Source organism: Streptomyces bicolor, assembly GCF_000719285.1.
GTDB lineage: Bacteria > Actinomycetota > Actinomycetes > Streptomycetales > Streptomycetaceae > Streptomyces > Streptomyces bicolor.
On record NZ_JOFS01000038.1, the window covers coordinates 55,542 to 73,950 of the forward strand.

Annotated in this window: 15 protein-coding genes and 1 tRNA gene; 10 read left to right on the plus strand and 6 right to left on the minus strand. The window is 71.7% G+C overall.

Annotation, left to right across the window (positions count from 1 at the left end; all coding sequences use genetic code 11):
• Positions 1-14: 14 nt before the first annotated feature.
• Complete coding sequence (locus IF78_RS0136395; RefSeq protein WP_031487000.1) at positions 15-3,878, minus strand: Pls/PosA family non-ribosomal peptide synthetase; 3,864 nt, start codon at positions 3,876-3,878, stop codon at positions 15-17.
• A 273-nt stretch (positions 3,879-4,151) separates the two neighbouring features.
• Positions 4,152-4,236: transfer RNA gene (locus tag IF78_RS0136400), tRNA-Leu, on the minus strand.
• Positions 4,237-4,425: 189 nt separating this feature from the next.
• Here IF78_RS0136400 and IF78_RS0136405 point away from each other — a divergent pair.
• From IF78_RS0136405 to IF78_RS0136415, 3 genes are all read left to right on the plus strand, one after another.
• A complete protein-coding gene (locus IF78_RS0136405) occupies positions 4,426-5,751 on the plus strand; it encodes a M20/M25/M40 family metallo-hydrolase (protein ID WP_031487001.1) in 1,326 nt (441 codons plus the stop codon).
• 157 nt (positions 5,752-5,908) lie between these two features.
• The gene (gene chpH / locus IF78_RS0136410) at positions 5,909-6,142 is read left to right on the plus strand and encodes a chaplin ChpH (protein ID WP_031487002.1); all 234 of its coding nucleotides are present in this window, start codon (positions 5,909-5,911) and stop codon (positions 6,140-6,142) included.
• A 145-nt stretch (positions 6,143-6,287) separates the two neighbouring features.
• Positions 6,288-7,109: a chaplin gene (locus IF78_RS0136415; protein ID WP_031487003.1), complete on the plus strand. Its 822-nt coding sequence runs from the start codon at positions 6,288-6,290 to the stop codon at positions 7,107-7,109.
• 105 nt (positions 7,110-7,214) lie between these two features.
• On the opposite strand, the gene IF78_RS0136420 is transcribed toward IF78_RS0136415, so the two are convergent.
• Positions 7,215-7,403: a DUF5703 family protein gene (locus IF78_RS0136420; protein ID WP_031487004.1), complete on the minus strand. Its 189-nt coding sequence runs from the start codon at positions 7,401-7,403 to the stop codon at positions 7,215-7,217.
• A gap of 47 nt (positions 7,404-7,450) precedes the next feature.
• Between IF78_RS0136420 and IF78_RS0136425 the strand changes: the two genes are divergently transcribed.
• On the plus strand, positions 7,451-8,146 hold the full coding sequence (locus IF78_RS0136425) for a hypothetical protein (RefSeq protein ID WP_031487005.1): 696 nt from the start codon (positions 7,451-7,453) through the stop codon (positions 8,144-8,146).
• A 69-nt stretch (positions 8,147-8,215) separates the two neighbouring features.
• On the opposite strand, the gene IF78_RS0136430 is transcribed toward IF78_RS0136425, so the two are convergent.
• Entirely contained in the window at positions 8,216-10,444 is a 2,229-nt protein-coding gene (locus IF78_RS0136430; RefSeq protein WP_031487006.1) for a helix-hairpin-helix domain-containing protein, read from the minus strand.
• Positions 10,441-11,424, minus strand: a complete 984-nt coding sequence (locus IF78_RS0136435; protein WP_031487007.1) for an aldo/keto reductase — start codon at positions 11,422-11,424, stop codon at positions 10,441-10,443. The genes IF78_RS0136430 and IF78_RS0136435 overlap by 4 nt, the downstream gene beginning before the upstream one ends.
• Before the next feature lie 186 nt (positions 11,425-11,610).
• On the opposite strand from IF78_RS0136435, the gene IF78_RS0136440 reads away from it, so the two are divergent.
• On the plus strand, positions 11,611-12,666 hold the full coding sequence (locus IF78_RS0136440) for an LLM class F420-dependent oxidoreductase (RefSeq protein WP_031487008.1): 1,056 nt from the start codon (positions 11,611-11,613) through the stop codon (positions 12,664-12,666).
• Between the two features lie 284 nt (positions 12,667-12,950).
• Positions 12,951-13,739, plus strand: a complete 789-nt coding sequence (locus IF78_RS0136445) for a hypothetical protein (protein WP_031487009.1) — start codon at positions 12,951-12,953, stop codon at positions 13,737-13,739.
• A 28-nt stretch (positions 13,740-13,767) separates the two neighbouring features.
• On the opposite strand, the gene IF78_RS0136450 is transcribed toward IF78_RS0136445, so the two are convergent.
• Positions 13,768-14,766, minus strand: coding sequence for a magnesium and cobalt transport protein CorA (locus tag IF78_RS0136450; RefSeq protein ID WP_031487010.1), 999 nt, complete (start codon positions 14,764-14,766; stop codon positions 13,768-13,770).
• Positions 14,767-14,828: 62 nt separating this feature from the next.
• Here IF78_RS0136450 and IF78_RS0136455 point away from each other — a divergent pair, with 62 nt between their 5' ends.
• From IF78_RS0136455 to mshC, 4 genes are all read left to right on the plus strand, one after another.
• Entirely contained in the window at positions 14,829-15,515 is a 687-nt protein-coding gene (locus tag IF78_RS0136455; RefSeq protein WP_031487011.1) for a histidine phosphatase family protein, read from the plus strand.
• 104 nt (positions 15,516-15,619) lie between these two features.
• Positions 15,620-16,210, plus strand: a complete 591-nt coding sequence (locus tag IF78_RS0136460; RefSeq protein WP_031487012.1) for a DUF3090 domain-containing protein — start codon at positions 15,620-15,622, stop codon at positions 16,208-16,210.
• Positions 16,174-16,992, plus strand: a complete 819-nt coding sequence (locus IF78_RS0136465) for an SCO1664 family protein (protein WP_051828453.1) — start codon at positions 16,174-16,176, stop codon at positions 16,990-16,992. Before IF78_RS0136460 ends, IF78_RS0136465 begins: the two co-directional genes overlap by 37 nt.
• A gap of 94 nt (positions 16,993-17,086) precedes the next feature.
• Positions 17,087-18,316, plus strand: coding sequence for a cysteine--1-D-myo-inosityl 2-amino-2-deoxy-alpha-D-glucopyranoside ligase (gene mshC, locus IF78_RS0136470; RefSeq protein ID WP_031487014.1), 1,230 nt, complete (start codon positions 17,087-17,089; stop codon positions 18,314-18,316).
• The last annotated feature ends 93 nt before the right edge of the window (positions 18,317-18,409 follow it).

An 18,409-nucleotide genomic window follows, 5' to 3' on the forward strand; every position in this document is an offset into this window, starting at 1 on the left:
TGAGTGGGCCGCGCTCAGGAACGCCATGCTTCGATCGGATTGCCGAGCCAACGGGTGTCGTCCGGGACCGACTCCGCCGCCATCACGAGCGACGCGGGACCCAGCGTCGTACGGGCCCCGATCGCGCTGCCGGGCAGGACGATCCCGCCAGGACCCAGCGTCGCGCCCTCACGGAGGACCACAGTATCCGTCCGCAAGATCCGGTCGTGGAAGAGGTGTGTCTGGAGCACACAGCCCCGGTTCACGGTGGCCGCGTCCTCCAGCGTCACCAGATCGGTCTCCGGCAGCCAGTAACTCTCCACCCATACGCCCTTGCCGATCCGCGCGCCGAGCCCCCGCAGCCACGCCGTCAGCACCGGCGTACCCGGCACCGAACCCGCCAGCCACGGCACCGCGAGCACCTCCACGAAGGTGTCCGCCAGCTCGTTGCGCCACACGAACCCGGACCACAGGGGATGCTCACCGCTGCGATGCCGTCCCACGAGCAGCCACTTCGCGACGATCGACACGAGCCCCGCCACGACCCCGGCTCCGAGCAGCACCAGCCCGGACAGCAGCGCCCAGCCCTCCAGCGCACACAGGGCCGCCACGGTCAGCACCGCCAGCCCCGCCGAGCAGAACACCGGCACGATCCGGCACAGCTCGACCAAGGCGCGTGCCCACAGCAGGCGCGCAGGCGGCTCGTACGTCCGGCTCTGGTCGCCGTCGGCCGCCGCACGCGGCAGCTTCACCGGCGGCAGCCCCAGATACGAGGTGCCCTTCTTGGCCTTCTTCGGCGTCGCCGACAGCACACCGACCAGCCCGCCGTCCGGCACGGTCCGCCCCGGCGCCGTCATCCCCGAGTTCCCGAGGAAGGCCCGCCGCCCGATCTCCGCCCGCCCGATCCGCATCCAGCCACCGCCGAGCTCGTACGGCGCGGTCAGCGTGTCGTCGGCCAGGAACGCGCCCTCGCCGACCGTGGTCAGGCTCGGCAGCGCCAGCACCGTCGACACCTCGGCGCCCTTGCCGATCCGCATCCCGAGCAGCCGCAGCCACACCGGCGTCACCAGCCCGGCATACAGCGGGAACAGCGTCTCGCGCGAGCGGTCCATCAACTGCGTCACGGTCCACGCCTGCCAGCCGACCCGGCTGTGCGTCGGATACGTCCCCTCGCGCAGCCGCAGGCTCAGCAGCCGTACGGCGATCAGGAGCAGCACGGCGTACGCCAGTCCGAAGGCGAGCGTGGCCGGCACGAGGGCGAGCGCGGCGCCGGTCAGGGGCGCGTCCGGCGTGAAGAACACCCGGGCCACGAGGAACGCCGCCGCCCCGGCCACCACCGGCAGGGCGCTGAGCGCGAAGCCCGTGAGGCCGTACATCACCCGCCAGTACGTCCCGCGCCGCGGCCGCTCCTTGGGCCAGTTGCGCTTGGCCTTGCCGAGCTTGACCGCGGGCGCCCCGGCCCAGCGCTGACAGGTCGGGACCTGCCCGGTGACCGCCGAGCCGGGCGCCACCTCGGCCCGCTTGCCGACGCGGGCGCCCGGGAAGAGCATGCTGCGGGTGCCGACGGTGGCGTGCGCGCCGACCTTGACCGCGCCGACCTCCAGCCGGTCACCGTCCAGCCACCACCCCGACAGGTCGACCTCGGACTCCACGGCCGCACCCCGGCCCAGCTTCAGCAGTCCGGTGACCGGCGGCAGCGAGTGCAGATCGACGTCCGGCCCCACCTTGGCGCCCAGTGCCCGCGCGTACCGCTCCAGCCACGCCCCGGTCAGCGAGGTCGCCCCGCTGAACTCGGCGAGCCGCTCGGCCGTCCACAGCCGCAGATGCACACCGCCACCGCGCGCGTACCGCCCGGGCTTCACGCCCCTCAGCAGCAGCCGCGCACCACCGGCCGCCAGCGCGAGCCGCCCCGGCGGGCTGAACAGCACGACGGCCCCGACCGCGACGAGCCACCACGGGGCCGTCGGCAGCCACGCGTACGCGGGCAGCAGATTGCCGAGCGCGGCCAGCACGACCGTCCAGCGCAGGCCGAGCAGAGTGAACAACGGAAGGAGAAGCAGGAGCTGGATCACCTGCGCGCGCCGGGGCACCGGCGAGACGATCCGCTCCGCCCCGTCGTCCTGCGCGGACTCCTCCAGCCGCCGGGCCAGCTTGCGCAGCACCGGCTGCTGGTAGATGTCCAGCACGGCCGCGCTCGGATAGCGGGTGCGCAGCCGGGTCGTCAGCTGCGCGGCGGCCAGACTGCTGCCGCCGATCGCGAAGAAGTCGTCGGAGGCGCTGGTGACCGGGATGCCGAGCACCTCGGTCCACTGCTCGGCGAGCCAGGCCTCGGTGCCGTAGAGCTGCTCGGCCGGACCACCGGTCTCCAGCCCCTCCAGCGGCCAGGGCAGCGCGTTCCGGTCGACCTTGCCCGACGTACGGGTCGGCAGTTCCTCGACCGGCGCCAGCAACGGCACGAGCGCGGCGGGCAGTTCGGCCCGCAGCTTCTCGACGGCGACCGCGTGATCCCAGCCGTCCTGCGTCACGACATACCCGACGAGGAGCTGATTGCCGCTGCGAGCGGTCCGCACGGCGGCGGCCGCACCGGCCACCCCCGGCAGCGCCTGCAACGCGGCATCCACCTCACCGAGCTCGATCCGCCGCCCGCCGAGCTTGATCTGCTCGTCGGCCCGCCCGAGGAAGATCAGCCCCTCGGGCTCCGCCTTGACGAGGTCACCACTGCGATACGCCCGCTCCCAGCCCAGGGACTGAAGCGGCGCGTACTTCTCCGCGTCCTTCTCGGCGTCGAGATAACGCGCGAGCCCCACGCCACCGATCACGAGCTGCCCACTGCCGCCCATCGGCACGGGCTCCCCGGCCTCGTCGACGACGGCCAGCTCCCAGCCGTCCAGCGGCAGCCCGATCCGGATCGGCTCCTCGCCGCTCATCAGCGACGCACACGCCACGACGGTCGCCTCGGTCGGCCCGTACGTGTTCCAGACCTCGCGCCCCTCCGTCACCAGCCGCTGCGCCAGCTCGGGCGGACACGCCTCGCCGCCGAAGATCAGCAGCCGTACGTCGTTGAGGGTCTCCGGCTCCCAGAGCGCGGCCAGCGTGGGCACGGTCGACACGACCGTGATCTCCTGCTCGACGAGCCACGGCCCGAGATCGGCCCCGCTCCTGACCTGCGAGCGCGGCACCGGCACCAGACACGCCCCGTACCGCCACGCCAGCCACATCTCCTCGCAGGACGCGTCGAACGCGACCGACAGGCCCGCCATGACCCGGTCCCCGGGCCCGATCGGCTCCTCGGTGAGAAACAGCGCGGCCTCGGCGTCCACGAACGCGGCGGCACTGCGGTGCGAGACGGCGACGCCCTTCGGCTTCCCGGTGGAGCCGGAGGTGAAGATGATCCACGCGTCGTGCCCGACACCGGGACGGGCGGCGGGGACATTGGAGACACCGTGCACGGCGATCTCGTTTCCGGCCCCCACGACGGCCCGTACGTCCGCCTCCCCGAACACCAACTCGGCCCGCTCGTCCGGGTCCTCGGCGTCGACGGGGACGTAGGCGGCACCGGCCGCGAGCACGGCGAGGATCGCGACGTAGAGGTCATTGGTACCCGACGGGACTCTGACCCCGACCCGGTCGCCGAGCCCGACCCCGGCGGAGGCGAGCCGGCGCCGCAGCCGCTCCACCTCAACGGCCAGCGCACGGTAGCTGAGGCAGGTCGTGCCGTCGTCGAGGGCGGGCTCGTCCGGATACGACCGCACGGACGCCTCGAATACGTCCACGAGCGTGCGCGGCGAGGCCGCCGAACCCCCCGAGAAACGTGCCGTGTCCCCGAACCGCTGGTGGATCTCCGCGCCGAGCTCTTCCTCGAGCAGGCCGAGAGCGTTGCTCTCCTGTATGGCTGCCATCCGGTCCTCGCGTCTAGATCCCGGATGCCTCCGGGGCGCTGGCGGGCCCGCAGGTTTGCCTGGGGTTGTCCGGCTCCAGCTCCGTAACAAGCCGGAAATTTTAGTACGACGCTAGGTTCGGCCCCTTCGATACGCCACTCGGAGCAGCCGTTCGGGGACTTGCGAAGCCTGCTGCACAGGCGCTGACCTGGTGATCTTCAGCGGAACGAGACTTCCCCCACACAACGAGCGAGGGGCCGTGACCTCACGGTCACGACCCCTCGCCATCTCGCGTGTCCGAGGGGGGACTTGAACCCCCACGCCCGATAAAGGGCACTAGCACCTCAAGCTAGCGCGTCTGCCATTCCGCCACCCGGACAAGGTGTCTGTCGTGCGGGGTTTCCCTCGCGGCGACAGAGGAAACATTACCAGGCTCCGGAGGGTGCCCCGATCACCCCCCGTCGTGGCGTGAACGGTGTGTGACGGGCTGCGGCCGCCCTTGGGCGGGACCGTGCCGAGGGGGAGGATGAGGGGAACCACCAGCAGTGACAGTGCGGGAGGAAGCAGCGTGAGCCAGACGGACACGGCCAGGGGCGTCACCGGCGAGGACGAGGTCGTGGACCTCTGCCGCGAGCTGATCCGGATCGACACCAGCAACTACGGCGACCACTCGGGGCCCGGTGAGCGCAAAGCGGCCGAGTACGTCGCCGAGAAGCTCGCCGAGGTGGGCCTCGAACCGAAGATCTTCGAGTCGCACCCGGGCCGCGCCTCCACCGTGGCGCGGATCGAGGGGGCGGACCCCTCCCGGCCCGCGCTGCTCATCCACGGGCACACCGACGTCGTACCGGCCAACGCCGACGACTGGACCCACCACCCCTTCTCCGGCGAGGTCACGGACGGGTGCGTGTGGGGGCGCGGGGCCGTCGACATGAAGGACATGGACGCGATGACCCTGGCGGTCGTACGCGACCGGCTGCGCAGCGGACGCAAGCCGCCGCGGGACATCGTGCTCGCGTTCCTCGCCGACGAGGAGGCCGGCGGCAAGTACGGCGCCCGGTTCCTCGTCGACAAGCACCCCGACCTCTTCGAGGGCGTCACCGAGGCGATCAGCGAGGTGGGCGGGTTCTCGTTCACCGTGAGCGAGCAGCGGCGGCTCTATCTGATCCAGACGGCCGAGAAGGGCATGCACTGGATGAAGCTGACCGTGGCCGGTACGGCCGGGCACGGGTCGATGATCCACCGCGACAACGCGATCACCGAGCTGTCGGAAGCCGTCGCGCGGCTGGGCCGGCACAGGTTCCCGGTGCGGGTCACCAAGACCACCCGGGCCTTCCTCGAAGAGCTCGGCGACGCCCTCGGCACCGAACTCGACCCGGAGAACATGGAGGGCACCCTCGCCAAGCTCGGCGGCATCGCCAAGCTCATCGGCGCGACCCTGAGCAACACGGCCAACCCGACCCAGCTGAACGCCGGCTACAAGGTCAACGTCATCCCCGGCGAGGCCACCGCGCACGTCGACGGCCGTTTCCTGCCCGGCTTCGAGGAGGAGTTCCTCGCCGACATCGACAAGATCCTCGGGCCGAACGTGCGGCGCGAGGACGTGCACGCCGACAAGGCCGTCGAGACGGGCTTCGACGGGGCGCTCGTCGCGGCGATGCAGTCCGCGCTGGTCGCCGAGGACCCGGCGGCCAAGGCGATCCCCTACATGCTCTCCGGCGGGACCGACGCCAAGTCCTTCGACGACCTGGGCATCCGGGGCTTCGGCTTCGCGCCGCTGAAGCTGCCGCCGGAGCTGGACTTCGCGGGCATGTTCCACGGCGTCGACGAGCGCGTACCGGTGGACGGGCTGCAATTCGGGGTGCGGGTCCTCGACCGGTTCATCGATGCGTCCTGAATTGGCCCACTGAAACGACACTTCAGAATTCGACCGGACGTACGGGGCGTGGCTGGGGAGAGTGAACGCGCTCATAAGGTCGTAGCCCTATTAGTTCCTCCTCGTTACAGGTGATGCGATCAGCTACTTGTGATCGCATTGCCAACAAGGAGGAATAATGATCAAGAAGGTCGTCGCCGCTGCGGCTGCCACCGGTGGGCTGGTTCTCGCGGGCGCGGGCCTCGCTGTCGCCGACGCTGGTGCCCAGGGTGCCGCCGTGCACTCGCCCGGCATCCTGTCCGGCAACGTCGTTCAGGCGCCGGTTCACGTTCCGGTGAACGTCTGCGGCAACACGATCTCGGTCGTCGGCGTGCTGAACCCCGCCTTCGGCAACGTTTGCATCAACAAGTGACGTTGTGCCTCGCCCCATGAAAGGGGCTGAGCCCGTCGGCCCCGGAGCGCGTGCCATGCGCTCCGGGGCCGACCGGCCTTTCGGCGGCGTCGGGCCAATTCCGGCGCCGCTTTCTCGGAACAAGGTCGAAGGCAGGGAATCAGCAATGCGACAGGTCACCCGCAAGGGCCTGCTGACCGTGGCGGCCGCGACCGGCGTCATCGCCGCCGCCGGCGGCACCGCCCACGCCACCGGCGCGGGCGCGAACGGCGCCGCCTCGAACTCGCCCGGCGTGCTGTCGGGCAACACGGTGCAGGCGCCGGTGCACGCACCGGTCAACGTCTGCGGCAACACCGTCAACGTCATCGGGATCCTCAACCCGGCGGTCGGCAACAGCTGCACCAACAAGGGCGGCGGCAACCATGGCGGCGGCAACCATGGCGGCGGAGGGGCGTCGGCCGACGGGCACGCCAGTGACTCGCCCGGCGTCGGCTCCGGCAACCATGTCCAGGCGCCGGTCCATGTGCCGGTCAACGTGTGCGGCAACAGCGTCGACGTCATCGGCATCGGCAATTCCGTCGAGGGCAACGACTGCGGCAACAACGGCGGTGGCGGAGGTCACCAGAACCCGCCCGAGTCGCCGGAGGAGCCGGGCAATCCCGGTAACCCGGGCAACCCCGGAAACCCGGGTGACCCCGAGGAGCCGGGTAACCCCGGGAACCCGGGCAACCCGGGGAACCCTGGGAACCCGGAAGAGCCGAACCAGCCCGGCACCCCGAGCACGCCGCCCGGATCGGGCGGCGTCACGCCGGGCGGTGGCTCCTCGAACGGCAACCACCCGGGCACCCAGGACGTCACCCAGCCCCAGGGTCGCGCGGAGCTCGCCCAGACCGGCAGTGACCTGCCACTGGGCCTGACCCTGCCGGTCGGCGCGGGAGCGCTGCTCGCGGGCGCCGTGCTGTACCGCAAGGCACGCGCATCGGCGTAGGGCACGCTCTCCGGCACGAACGGAGCGGGCCCCGCCGTGGCGGGGCCCGCTCCGTTCCGTGCTTCCTTCTCCCGCTGTACCTGTCTGTCTTCCTGTCGCCTCAGCTCACCACGTGGCCCGCACCTGGCGGATGATCCTGCGGCGCAGCCGCACCTTGCGGCTCCCGTCGCGCAGCAGGCTCAGGCGGTCCAACTCCCAGTGTCCGTACTCGGCATTGTCCGTCAGCAGGCGTGTCGCGTCCTTGCGGGAGACCCCGCGAGGTACGTACACGTCGACAAATTCGTATTCGGGCATCGCATCTATTGTGCGGGCTGGGGCCCGGTACGGATAGCGTCTGCACTATGTCTGATGCTGTGCAGCCCACCGCTGCCGAGGTACGCGCCGCCGCCGAGGCGGTCAAGACCGCGCTCGACCGTCACCTGGCCGCGGTCGAACGCCGGTCGGGTGAGGACGACCCGGCCGTCTACGAGGCGTTCAACCAGTTGGCCGCGGCCGCCGAGGTCTACGACGAGCTGCTCTACGACCGCTATGACGAGGTCACTCCCTTCGAGATCCCCGGTGCGGAGGACGCGCTGCCGCCGTACACGGGCCCCGAGGAACCGAACGCGCTGAGCGTGCTGATCCGCCGCGACTACTCCGTGGTGGAGCCACAGCGGCTGCTGGCGCAGGCCCAGCGGGTCGAGGCGGCGGACGACGACGAGGGCGCGGAGGCCGCCGGCACGGTGCACGGGGCTCTGGGCATCCTGTTCGGCGAGTTCGAACCGGACGAGATCGCCTCCCGGCACAAGGAGTTCGGTCTGGAGGAGGGCGACTCCACGCTCTGGGTGACCGCCGCGGACGAGTCGACGGAGCCGGGGGAGTGGCTGGAGTCGCCCTTCGACGGGGTCGATCCACAGCGGGTGGTCTGCCGGTTCGACGTCAGCGCGGTGTTCGATGACGAGATCGACGACGACGATCTCGAGGACGAACTCGACACCGACCTGGACGAGGACGAGGACGAGGACGAGGACCTGGAGCCACTGGACGCGGATCGGTAGCGCGGCCTTTTCGACGGCGGCGGCCACGGAGAATCTCCGTGGCCGCCGCCGTCGTGGTGTGTGTCTCGGTCAGGCCAGTGCCGACACCTGCGTTCTGAGCAGGACGGGGAGGCGGGTGGTGCGGGGCTTCGCGGGGACCTCGGCGACGGCGTGGGGCAGGGCCTGCTCCACGCCGTGGACCACGGAGAGGTGGCGCTCCGCGCGGCTGAAAGCCGTGTAGACCCAGGGGCGGCTCAGGGCCTGGGCCGCGTCTCCCGGCAGGACCACGACCACCGCCGGCCAGCGGGTGCCCACCGCCTGGTGTGCGGTCAGCGCCCAGCCGTGGCGTACGGACTGCTCCACCCGTTCCTTCGGTACGACCACGGGCTCGCCCGCGCAGGACAGGTGCAGGCCCTCGGCGTCGGCCTTCACCACCTGGCCCGGCACCGTACGGCCCGGTGCGGGGGAGTAGGCGACGCGGTCACCGGGGTCGAAGCCGCCGAAGCGGCCCGGGCCGGGGTTGAGCCGTTCCTTGAGCGCGGCGTTGAGGGCGCGGGTGCCGACCGCGCCGCCGTGGCCCGGGGTGATCACCTGGGTCTGCTCGGCGGGGACGCCGATCGCGCGCGGCACCGAGTCCACGACGAGCTGCACCGTGCGGTGCAGGGCCTCGCCCGCATCCCGCACGGGCACGATCACGAGCTCCTTGCCGGGGGCCTCGACCTGGTTCAGCTCGCCGATGCCGATACCGGACACCAGCTCGCCCAGCGGGCCGGGATCCGGCCGCCGCGAGGCGATCTGCGGGCAGATCCGTGCCGCCAGCAGATCGGCGAACACCCGCCCGGGCCCCGCCGACCACAGCACCGCCGGATCCCCGGCCAGCACCAGCCGGGCCCCGTCCGGCAGTGACTCCGTGAGCAGCGCCGCCGTCTCGACGCCCAACTGAGGCGCGTCGAGCACGACAAGCAGATCCAGATCGAGCGCCCCGTCCACGTCCCGCCCGGGCCCCTCGGCACCGGAGAACAGACCGGCCACGGTGACGACGCCGGACACCTCGGGTGGGGCGGCGCCGGTGGAGGAGACGGCCGCAGTGGCACCGCCGGGCCGGTCGCCCCCGCTCAGCAGTGCCGCGAAGCGCTCTCGGCCCGGAGCGCTGTGGGTGGCCGCCCAGGCCCGCAGGCCGAGGGCCCGCGCCGTGCGCAGCAGGGCCGCCGGTTCGGCCAGGGACGCCTCGCCGCCGGTGTGGAGGACCAGGCCGTGTGCGAAGACCGCGCGGACCAGTTCGGCGGCGGAGCCCGCCGCGGCCGCGGCCCGCTCCCACTCCTCGGCCGAACCGTCGTGCTTCGGCGCCGAGTTGATCAGGCGGGCCAGTCCGTCGGCGAGGCTCTCCTCCGCGAGGGCGTACCGCTCCAGGCCGACCAGCACGCGTACGGGCCGCTCCTCGTCCTCCGCCGCCTCGTCGTCCTGCCTGGCCGGGGCGCCGGGTTCGTCGAGTGCGTCCTGGAAGGCCAGGGCGTCGCCCTCGGCCAAGGTGTTCTGCACGGCCGTATCGGCATCCGGCACCTCCTGCCTGGCCAGCGCCGCGATGAGCGTCGGCATCTCCAGGGCCGTGTGCCCGGCCAGGGCAGCCTGCTCCAGCAGCCAGACGGTGACCGCCCGGCCCCGCCGCTCGTCGTCCGGTCCGCACTTCGCGCCCAGCAGGGCCCGCGCGAACCCGTCGGCCTGCTCCGGCCGTACGCCGCCGACGCGCAGCAACTGCCAGGGGTCAGCCCGCAGCTGGTCGCCCGCGCCCTCGCCGAGCACGGCGGCGGCCTGCGGGGCGAGGGCCTCCGGGGCGCCGCCCTCGGTCAGTACGCGCCGTACGGACTCGACGGTCTCCGGTGCGGGGCCCGCGGGTGCGTCGGCCGCCGCCGACTGTGGCCGGCGTACCGGCTCGCTCGCGGGGCGGCGCGGCGGCTCCGGCTCACGGAAGACCGTGGCGACCGGCTTCGCGCCGCTCTCCACGGCCCGTACGGCGGCCAGCAGATCCGCTGCCTTCCCGCTGAGCTTGGCCCCGCTCTCGACGGGCCCCTGCTTCTCGGCCTTCCGCCGCTCGATCCGCTCCCGCTCGACTCGCTGAGCGGCGAGCTCGGCCTCGGCCTCCGACTTCTGGGCCGAGGCGTCGCCGTCGCCGCTCTCACCCGAGGAGGCCCGGGACGCACTCTCCCTGTCGCCCCCTCCGCTTCCCGCGGCGTCCTCGGCCGCCGGTGCCGCGTCCTGCGACGTGCCCCCCGGCACCCCCGGCTCCTCGTTCTCCGTGGTCTCGGGCGGCTCCGTGGTCACAGCGTGCTCCAGTCGTGATCGGGGTAGCGGTGCACGGGCGCTGACACGTCGTCGAGCGCCCGGCAGATCTCGTCAGGAAGACTAAGGGCCTCCACTGACAACGCCGCCGTGAGCTGCTGTGAGTTGCGCGCGCCTATGACCGGTGCGGTCACGCCGGGCCGGTCGCGGACCCAGGCGAGGGCGACCTGGAGCGGGGTCACGGCCAGCCCGTCGGCCGCCGTCTGCACCGCGTCCACGATGCGGCTCGCCGTGTCGTCGAGGTAGGGGGCGACGAAGGGCGCGAGGTGTTCCGAGGCGCCGCGTGAGTCCGGTGGCGTCGTGTCCCGGTACTTGCCCGTCAGCACGCCCCGCCCGAGCGGCGAGGACGGCAGCAGACCGATGCCCAGGTCCAGCGCCGCCGGCAGCACCTCCCGCTCGACGCCCCGTTGCAGCAGCGAGTACTCCAGCTGCGTGCTCGCCAGCCGGGTGCGAATGCCGGGCGCCGCCAGCTGCCACGTCGCGGCCTTGGCGAGCTGCCAGCCGCAGAAGTTGGAGACACCGGCATAGCGGGCGCGGCCGCTGCTGACCGCCAGGTCCAGGGCCTGGAGGGTCTCCTCCAGCGGGGTGTACGGGTCGTAGGCGTGGATGTGCCACACGTCGACGTAGTCCGTGCCGAGCCGGGTCAGCGAGGCGTCCAGCGCGGAGAGCAGATGGCCGCGCGAGCCGTCGAAGCGGCGGTCCGGGTCGGGCACGCTGCCCGCCTTCGTCGAGATGACCAGGTCCCGGCGCGGGACCAGCCCTTCCATCAGCCGGCCGAGCAGATACTCGGCCTCCCCGTCGCCGTACACGTCGGCCGTGTCGACGAGGGTGCCGCCCGCCTCCCAGAACGTCTTCAGGAGGTCCGCGGCGTCGTGCTCGTCGGTGTCCCTGCCCCAGGTGAGGGTGCCGAGCCCGATCCGGGACACGCGCAGGCCGGTGCGGCCGAGATGCCTCTGCTCCATGAACGCCGAGATTACTGGCCAGAACCTGCCATGTGGGGGCCTGTGGATGAGCAGTTTTCACGACGGTCTCCGGCCCCTCTGACGGCCGCCCGGGCGATGCCCGCCACACCGGCCTCCCGGTGGCGGGTCCCCCGCGCTATGGTCGGGCCCACAAGGGACGTTACTGATCGGTAAGGGGAATCCGCCATGCAGCTCGGGATCAACCTCGGCTACTGGGGTGCCGGAATGGACGCGGACAATCTCGCCGTCGCCCAGGAGGCCGACCGGCTGGGATACGCCGTGTGCTGGGCCGCCGAGGCGTACGGCTCGGACGCGGCCACCGTGCTCTCCTGGGTCGCCGCCCAGACCGAGCGCATCGACGTCGGCTCCGCCATCTTCCAGATCCCGGCCCGCCAGCCGGCGATGACCGCGATGACGGCCGCCACCCTGGACTCGCTCTCCGGCGGCCGCTTCCGCCTCGGCCTCGGCGTCTCGGGTCCCCAGGTCTCCGAGGGGTGGTACGGCGTCAAGTTCGACAAGCCGCTGGCACGCACGCGTGAGTACGTCGAGATCGTCAGGAAGGCGATGACGCGTGAGCGCCTGACGTACGAGGGGCAGCACTGGACGCTGCCCCTGCCCGGCGGCCCCGGCAAGCCGATCAAGCTCACCGTGCACCCGCAGCGCGAGCACATCCCGCTGTACATCGCCGCCATCGGCCCGAAGAACCTCGAGCAGACCGGTGAGATCGCCGACGGCGCCCTCGTGATCTTCCCCTCCGCCGAGCACCTCGAGGAGACCACGATCCGCCACCTGCGCGCGGGACGCGAGAAGGCCGGCAAGACCCTCGACGGGTTCGACGTCTGCCCGACGCTGCCGCTCGCCGTCGGCGAGGACAAGGACGTGGCCACGCTCGCCGACACCTTCCGCCCCTACACCGCGCTGTACGTCGGCGGCATGGGCAGCGCCAAGCAGAACTTCTACAACCAGCTCGCACAGCGCATGGGCTTCGAGGCCGCGGCCGCCGAGGTCCAGGAGAAGTACCTGTCCGGCGACAAGCAGGGCGCCGCGGCTGCCATCCCGCACGAGCTGATCGACCAGACGACGCTGCTCGGCTCCGTGGACCGCATCGCGGACCGGATGAAGGAGTACGCGGCGGCCGGGGTCACCACCCTCAGCCTCGCTCCCGCGGGCTTCACGCTCGACGAGCGGATCGCCTCGCTCCGCGCCGGCACCGAGGCCCTGGAGCGCGCCGGACTGGCGTGACTTTGGCAGGATGCACGAACGGGATTTTTCTGCGGCCGTGGTGGGGGCTCGGGGGTCTTCCCCGCCACGGCCGTCACGCAGAACAACGCGCGCGTGCCCACGCGGTTACGCCCCCGTCGTGACCCTGATGGTCATTCTTTTGGCGGAGTTGTCCGTCATTACTGTTGCGGCACCTCTCTCAGCCCCTTTGACTCGTTCTTTGCGGAATACCGCGGAGTCCTGCTGAGCCCGGCTGAGTCCTACTGAGTCCTGCGGAGTCCTGCGTCTGCAGAGAGGTGCCAACGATGCTTTCGGCCAAGAGCCTGTTCCAGGAGATCCTCGACAACGACGAGTCCTTCCGCCTGTTCTGCTCGATCGCCGCCAGCGGCGAGTCCCAGGGCGGCTGGGAGAACGCCCGCATCGCCGCGCTCGTCCCGGAGAGCGAACGCTCCCTGGCGCCCAAGATCACCCGGCACGGCGCGGACGAGGACAAGCACGGCCGGATCTTCAACGCCCTGCTGAAGAAGCGCGGCCTCGAACCCGTCCCCGTCCCGCCCGAGACCGACTACACGATGCTGCTGGAGAACCACGGCATCGGCCTCGCGCACGACAAGCTCAAGAGAGACGAACAGCTCACCGTCCAGGACATCGTCACCTACCTGTCGCACAGCCGGGTCACCGAACAGCGCGCCTCGGAGCAGATGGACCTGCTGCGCAAGCACTTCGCCGACCACCCCGACCTCGGCCGCGCCGTCAGGATGATCTCCAAGGACGAGGACAACCACCTCGCCTACTGCCACGAGGAACTCCTGCGCTTCGCGGCCCAGGGCCACGGCCGGGCCATCCAGCGGACGCTGCGCGAGTGCGCGCTCGCCGAGATCCGCATCTACCGGGACGTCAGCCTCGCGGTCATGGACCACATGGGCCGCATCCTCGGCTGGCCCCGGCCGAAGGCGGCCGTCCTCGCCGCGGGCATCCACGCCGTGTACGCCTGGGAGCGGCTCGCGGGCTGGCGGCGCATGGTGTCCCTGAGGATGCCGGAACGTCGCGACGCCCTGGGCGGACCCGCCACCTCGGCGCCCGAGTTCGCCTGACGCCGTAACCACGGGACGGTCCTGGTCCCTACAACCAGCCCCGGCTCTTGAACAGCCGGTACAGCAGCACCTCGACGGCGGCCATGCCCGCGATCAGCAGCGGATACGACCAGGCCCAGCGCAGCTCCGGCATGTGCTCGAAGTTCATGCCGTAGATCCCCGCGACCATCGTGGGGATCGCGGCCATGGCCGCCCACGCGGAGATCTTCCGCACGTCGTCGTTCTGCCGGACGCTCATCTGCGCCAGATGCGCCGCGAGGATGTCGGAGACCAGCCGGTCCAGGCCCTCCACCGCCTCGTTCACGCGCGTGAGGTGGTCGTTCACATCGCGGAAGAAGGGCTGCGCCTTCTCGTGCACGAAGGGCACGCGCACCTCGAACAGGCTCGTGCCCGCGAGCCGGGTCAGCGGCTGGGCCAGCGGACCGGTGGCCCTCCTGAACTCCAGGATCTGCCGCTTGAAGGCGTAGATGCGCGACGCCGTGTCCCGGGAGCCGCCGCCGGTCGGCGAGAACACGTCCGCCTCCAGCTCCTCCAGGTCGGTGCCCAACTCGTCGGCCACGTCGACGTAGTGGTCGACCACGGCGTCGGCGATCGTGTAGAGCACCGCCGTGGGGCCGTGCCGGAGCATCTCGGGCTCGTGCTCCAGACGGCGCCGTACGGCGCTCAGCGGCGACTCCTCGCCGTGCCGGACGGTCACCACGAACGAGTCGCCGATGAAGACCATGACCTCGCCGGAGGAGACGATGTCGCTCTTCGGCTCGTACCCGACCGGTTTGAGGACCATGAACAGCGAGTCGTCGTACACCTCCAGCTTGGGCCGCTGGTGCGCCTTCAGGGCGTCCTCCACGGCCAGCGCGTGCAGCCCGAACTCCTCGGTGACCTTGTCGAACTCCTTCTCCGTGGGCTCGTACAGGCCGATCCAGACGAACGCGTCGTCCTGCAGACGGCACAGGTCCAGGGCGTCGGAGAAGTCCTGAGGCCCTTCCGTCCGGCGCCCGTCGCGGTAGATACCGCAGTCGACGATCACGGAGCGTATTCTCCCGCCGCCCGCCCCCGAGCGCACCCCGTCCTACGCCTACGCTGGGCCGCATGCCCACGCTGATCCTGGTCCGGCACGGACGTTCCACCGCCAACACCGAGGGACTGCTCGCCGGGTGGACGCCCGGTGTCGCCCTCGACGAGCGCGGGGCCGCGCAGGCCGCCGCCCTGCCCGGCCGGCTCGCCGAGCTGCCGATCTCCGAGGTCGTCGCGAGCCCCCTGCAGCGCTGCCAGGAGACCGTCCGGCCGCTGCTCGACGCCCGGCCCGGACTCACCGCGCACACCGACGAACGGATCGGGGAGTGCCACTACGGCGACTGGTCCGGCCGCAAGCTCGCCGAGCTCATGGACGAGCCGCTGATGGAGGTCGTCCAGGCGCACCCGTCGGCGGCCGCGTTCCCCGGCGGGGAGTCGATGCGGGCGATGCAGACCCGGGCCGCCGAGGCCGTACGCGAGTGGAACGCGCGCGTGGAGCGCGATCACGGCGCCGACGCCGTGTACCTGATGTGCTCGCACGGCGACATCATCAAGTCCCTCGTCGCGGACGCACTCGGTCTTCATCTCGACCTCTTCCAGAGGATTTCCGTAGAACCGTGTTCCATCACCGCGATCCGCTACACACGCCTGAGGCCGTTCCTCGTCCGCCTCGGGGACACCGGTGATTTCGCGTCCCTCGCCCCGCGCGAGGAACCACCGGCCGGCGACGCGACGGTCGGGGGCGGCGCGGGCGCACCGTGATCGTCGGGCGCAGTAGGGTGAAGCAGCGGTCGAAGCAGCGCCGTACTCAGGATGTCGCCGTATCCACCATGTCGCCGTACCCACGATTCCAATGGAGACAGGACGTGTCCCGTCAGGTGTTCCTCTACGACCCCCCGGACCGTTTCGTGGCCGGTACGGTCGGGCTGCCCGGACGCCGTACGTTCTTCCTCCAGGCCACCGCAGGCTCCCGGGTGACCAGCGTGGCCCTGGAGAAGACCCAGGTCGCCGCCCTTGCCGAGCGCATGGACGAGCTGCTCGACGAGGTCGTCCGGCGCAGTGGCGGGAGTGCCGCCGTCCCGGCCGTGGCGCCCACCGAGATCTCCGACACCGCCCCGCTGGAGACCCCCATCGAGGAGGAGTTCCGCGTCGGCACCATGGCGCTCGCCTGGGACGGTGAGGAGCAGCGCATGATCGTCGAGGCGCAGGCCCTCGTGGAGCTCGACGCGGACTCCGAGGAGGACCTCGCCGAGGCCGAGGAACGGCTGCTCCAGGACGAGGAGAACGGGCCCCCGATGCTGCGGGTCCGGCTGACCGGCGCCCAGGCGAGGGCCTTCGCCAAGCGCGCACTGGACGTCGTCAACGCCGGGCGGCCGCCATGTCCGCTGTGCAGCCTCCCGCTCGACCCGGAAGGACATGTATGTCCGCGCCAGAACGGATACCGCCGCGGAGCGTGACCTCGGTGGAACTGCTCGCCGAGGGGGAGCTGACCGTGCGCGGCCGCATCCGCGAGGCGTCCAACGCGGCGCTCTTCTGCACGGTCGCGTACGAGGGGCAGGAGGCGTCCTGCGTGTACAAGCCGGTCGCCGGTGAGCGGCCGCTGTGGGACTTTCCCGACGGGACGCTCGCGCAGCGCGAGGTCGCCGCGTACGAGGTCTCCGAGGCGACCGGCTGGGGGCTCGTACCGCCGACCGTGCTGCGGGACGGGCCGTACGGCGAGGGCATGGTCCAGCTGTGGATCGACGTGACACCCGAGGCCGAGCTGCTCGCCCTGGTCGACGGCGAGGAGCCCGAGCCCGGCTGGAAGGCGATCGGCCTCGCCGAGGTCGGCGAGGGGAAGACCGCCCTGCTCGTGCACGCCGACGACGAGCGGTTGCGGCGGCTCGCCGTCCTGGACGCCGTGATCAACAACGCCGACCGCAAGGGCGGGCACCTGCTGCCCACCGAGGACGGCCGGCTGTACGGCATCGACCACGGCGTCACCTTCAACGTCGAGAACAAGCTCCGGACGCTGCTGTGGGGCTGGGCGGGGGAGCCGCTGACGGTGGAGGCCGTCGAGGTGCTCGGCTCCCTGCGGGAGGGGCTGAAGGAGGGCGGTGCGCTGGCCGTACGCCTGGCCGGGCTGATCACCGCCGCGGAAGTGGCGGCCATGCGCGCGCGTGTCGAGGCGCTGCTGGCGGCGGGGAAGCATCCGGAGCCGAGCGGGGAGTGGCCGGCCATTCCGTGGCCCCCCGTGTAGGAGCACAATGGCCGGTATCGCGCAAGAACGCCTTACCGGCCATCCGCACCGGTCCGGTTCGTGTACGGAACATCCGTCCGGTTACGCTCATGACATGTATGCCTGGCCCGCTTCTGAGGTCCCCGCCCTGCCTGGTCAGGGCCGCGGCCTGAGGATCCACGACACCGCGACCGGCGGTCTGGTCACCCTCGACCCCGGTCCCGTCGCCCGTATCTACGTCTGCGGCATCACGCCGTACGACGCGACCCACATGGGTCACGCGGCGACCTACAACGCGTTCGACCTGGTTCAGCGCGTGTGGCTCGACACCAAGCGGCAGGTTCACTACGTCCAGAACGTGACCGACGTCGACGATCCGCTCCTGGAGCGGGCCGAGCGCGACGCCATCGACTGGGTCGCCCTCGCCGAGAAGGAGACCGCGCTCTTCCGCGAGGACATGACCGCCCTGCGCATGCTGCCGCCGAAGCACTACATCGGCGCGGTGGAGGCGATACCCGGGATCGTGCCGCTCGTGGAGCGGCTGCGGGACGCCGGCGCCGCGTACGAACTCGACGGGGACATCTACTTCTCCGTCGAGTCCGACCCGAACTTCGGCAAGGTCTCGAACCTCGACGCCGCCGCCATGCGGCTGCTGTCCGCGGAGCGCGGCGGCGACCCCGACCGGCCCGGCAAGAAGAACCCGCTCGACCCGATGCTCTGGATGGCCGCACGGCCCGGAGAGCCCAGCTGGGACGGCGGTTCGCTCGGGCGCGGCAGGCCCGGCTGGCACATCGAGTGCGTCGCCATCGCCCTCGACCACCTCGGCATGGGCTTCGACGTCCAGGGCGGTGGCTCCGACCTCGCCTTCCCGCACCACGAGATGGGCGCCTCGCACGCCCAGGTGCTGACCGGCGAGTTCCCCATGGCCAAGGCCTACGTCCACGCCGGCATGGTCGCCCTGCACGGCGAGAAGATGTCCAAGTCCAAGGGGAACCTGGTCTTCGTGTCGCAGTTGCGGCGCGACGGCGTCGACCCGGTCGCCATCCGGCTCGCCCTCCTCGCCCACCACTACCGGGCCGACTGGGAGTGGACCGACCAGGTACTCGAGGACGCCGTCGACCGCCTCGGCCGCTGGCGGGCCGCGGTGTCCCGGCCCGACGGGCCGCCCGCCGAAGCGCTCGTCGAGGAGATCCGCGACGCCCTCGCCAACGACCTGGACGCCCCGGCCGCGCTCGCCGCGGTCGACCGCTGGGTCGCGGCGCAGCAGGAGCAGGGCGGAACCGACATCGGCGCCCCCGGTGTCGTATCGCGGGCCGTGGACGCCTTGTTGGGCGTCGCCCTCTAGGTCCTGTCGTCAAATTCCCGTCGTCCGCCCGAAGGGCGGGCCCGGCGGCGTCTGGTGCGTGCGATCGCAAGGCGCCGGAGCCGCCCTCGATGG

What these genes read in the sequence shown, in the direction of transcription:
- IF78_RS0136395 (WP_031487000.1), bottom strand. Translation starts at nt 3,878, where the DNA reads ATGGCAGCCATACAGGAGAGCAACGCTCTCGGCCTGCTCGAGGAAGAG.
- chpH (WP_031487002.1), top strand. Translation starts at nt 5,909, where the DNA reads ATGATCAAGAAGGTCGTCGCCGCTGCGGCTGCCACCGGTGGGCTGGTT.
- IF78_RS0136415 (WP_031487003.1), top strand. Translation starts at nt 6,288, where the DNA reads ATGCGACAGGTCACCCGCAAGGGCCTGCTGACCGTGGCGGCCGCGACC.
- IF78_RS0136420 (WP_031487004.1), bottom strand. Translation starts at nt 7,403, where the DNA reads ATGCCCGAATACGAATTTGTCGACGTGTACGTACCTCGCGGGGTCTCC.
- IF78_RS0136425 (WP_031487005.1), top strand. Translation starts at nt 7,451, where the DNA reads ATGTCTGATGCTGTGCAGCCCACCGCTGCCGAGGTACGCGCCGCCGCC.
- IF78_RS0136435 (WP_031487007.1), bottom strand. Translation starts at nt 11,424, where the DNA reads ATGGAGCAGAGGCATCTCGGCCGCACCGGCCTGCGCGTGTCCCGGATC.
- IF78_RS0136440 (WP_031487008.1), top strand. Translation starts at nt 11,611, where the DNA reads ATGCAGCTCGGGATCAACCTCGGCTACTGGGGTGCCGGAATGGACGCG.
- IF78_RS0136445 (WP_031487009.1), top strand. Translation starts at nt 12,951, where the DNA reads ATGCTTTCGGCCAAGAGCCTGTTCCAGGAGATCCTCGACAACGACGAG.
- IF78_RS0136455 (WP_031487011.1), top strand. Translation starts at nt 14,829, where the DNA reads ATGCCCACGCTGATCCTGGTCCGGCACGGACGTTCCACCGCCAACACC.
- IF78_RS0136465 (WP_051828453.1), top strand. Translation starts at nt 16,174, where the DNA reads ATGTCCGCGCCAGAACGGATACCGCCGCGGAGCGTGACCTCGGTGGAA.
- mshC (WP_031487014.1), top strand. Translation starts at nt 17,087, where the DNA reads ATGTATGCCTGGCCCGCTTCTGAGGTCCCCGCCCTGCCTGGTCAGGGC.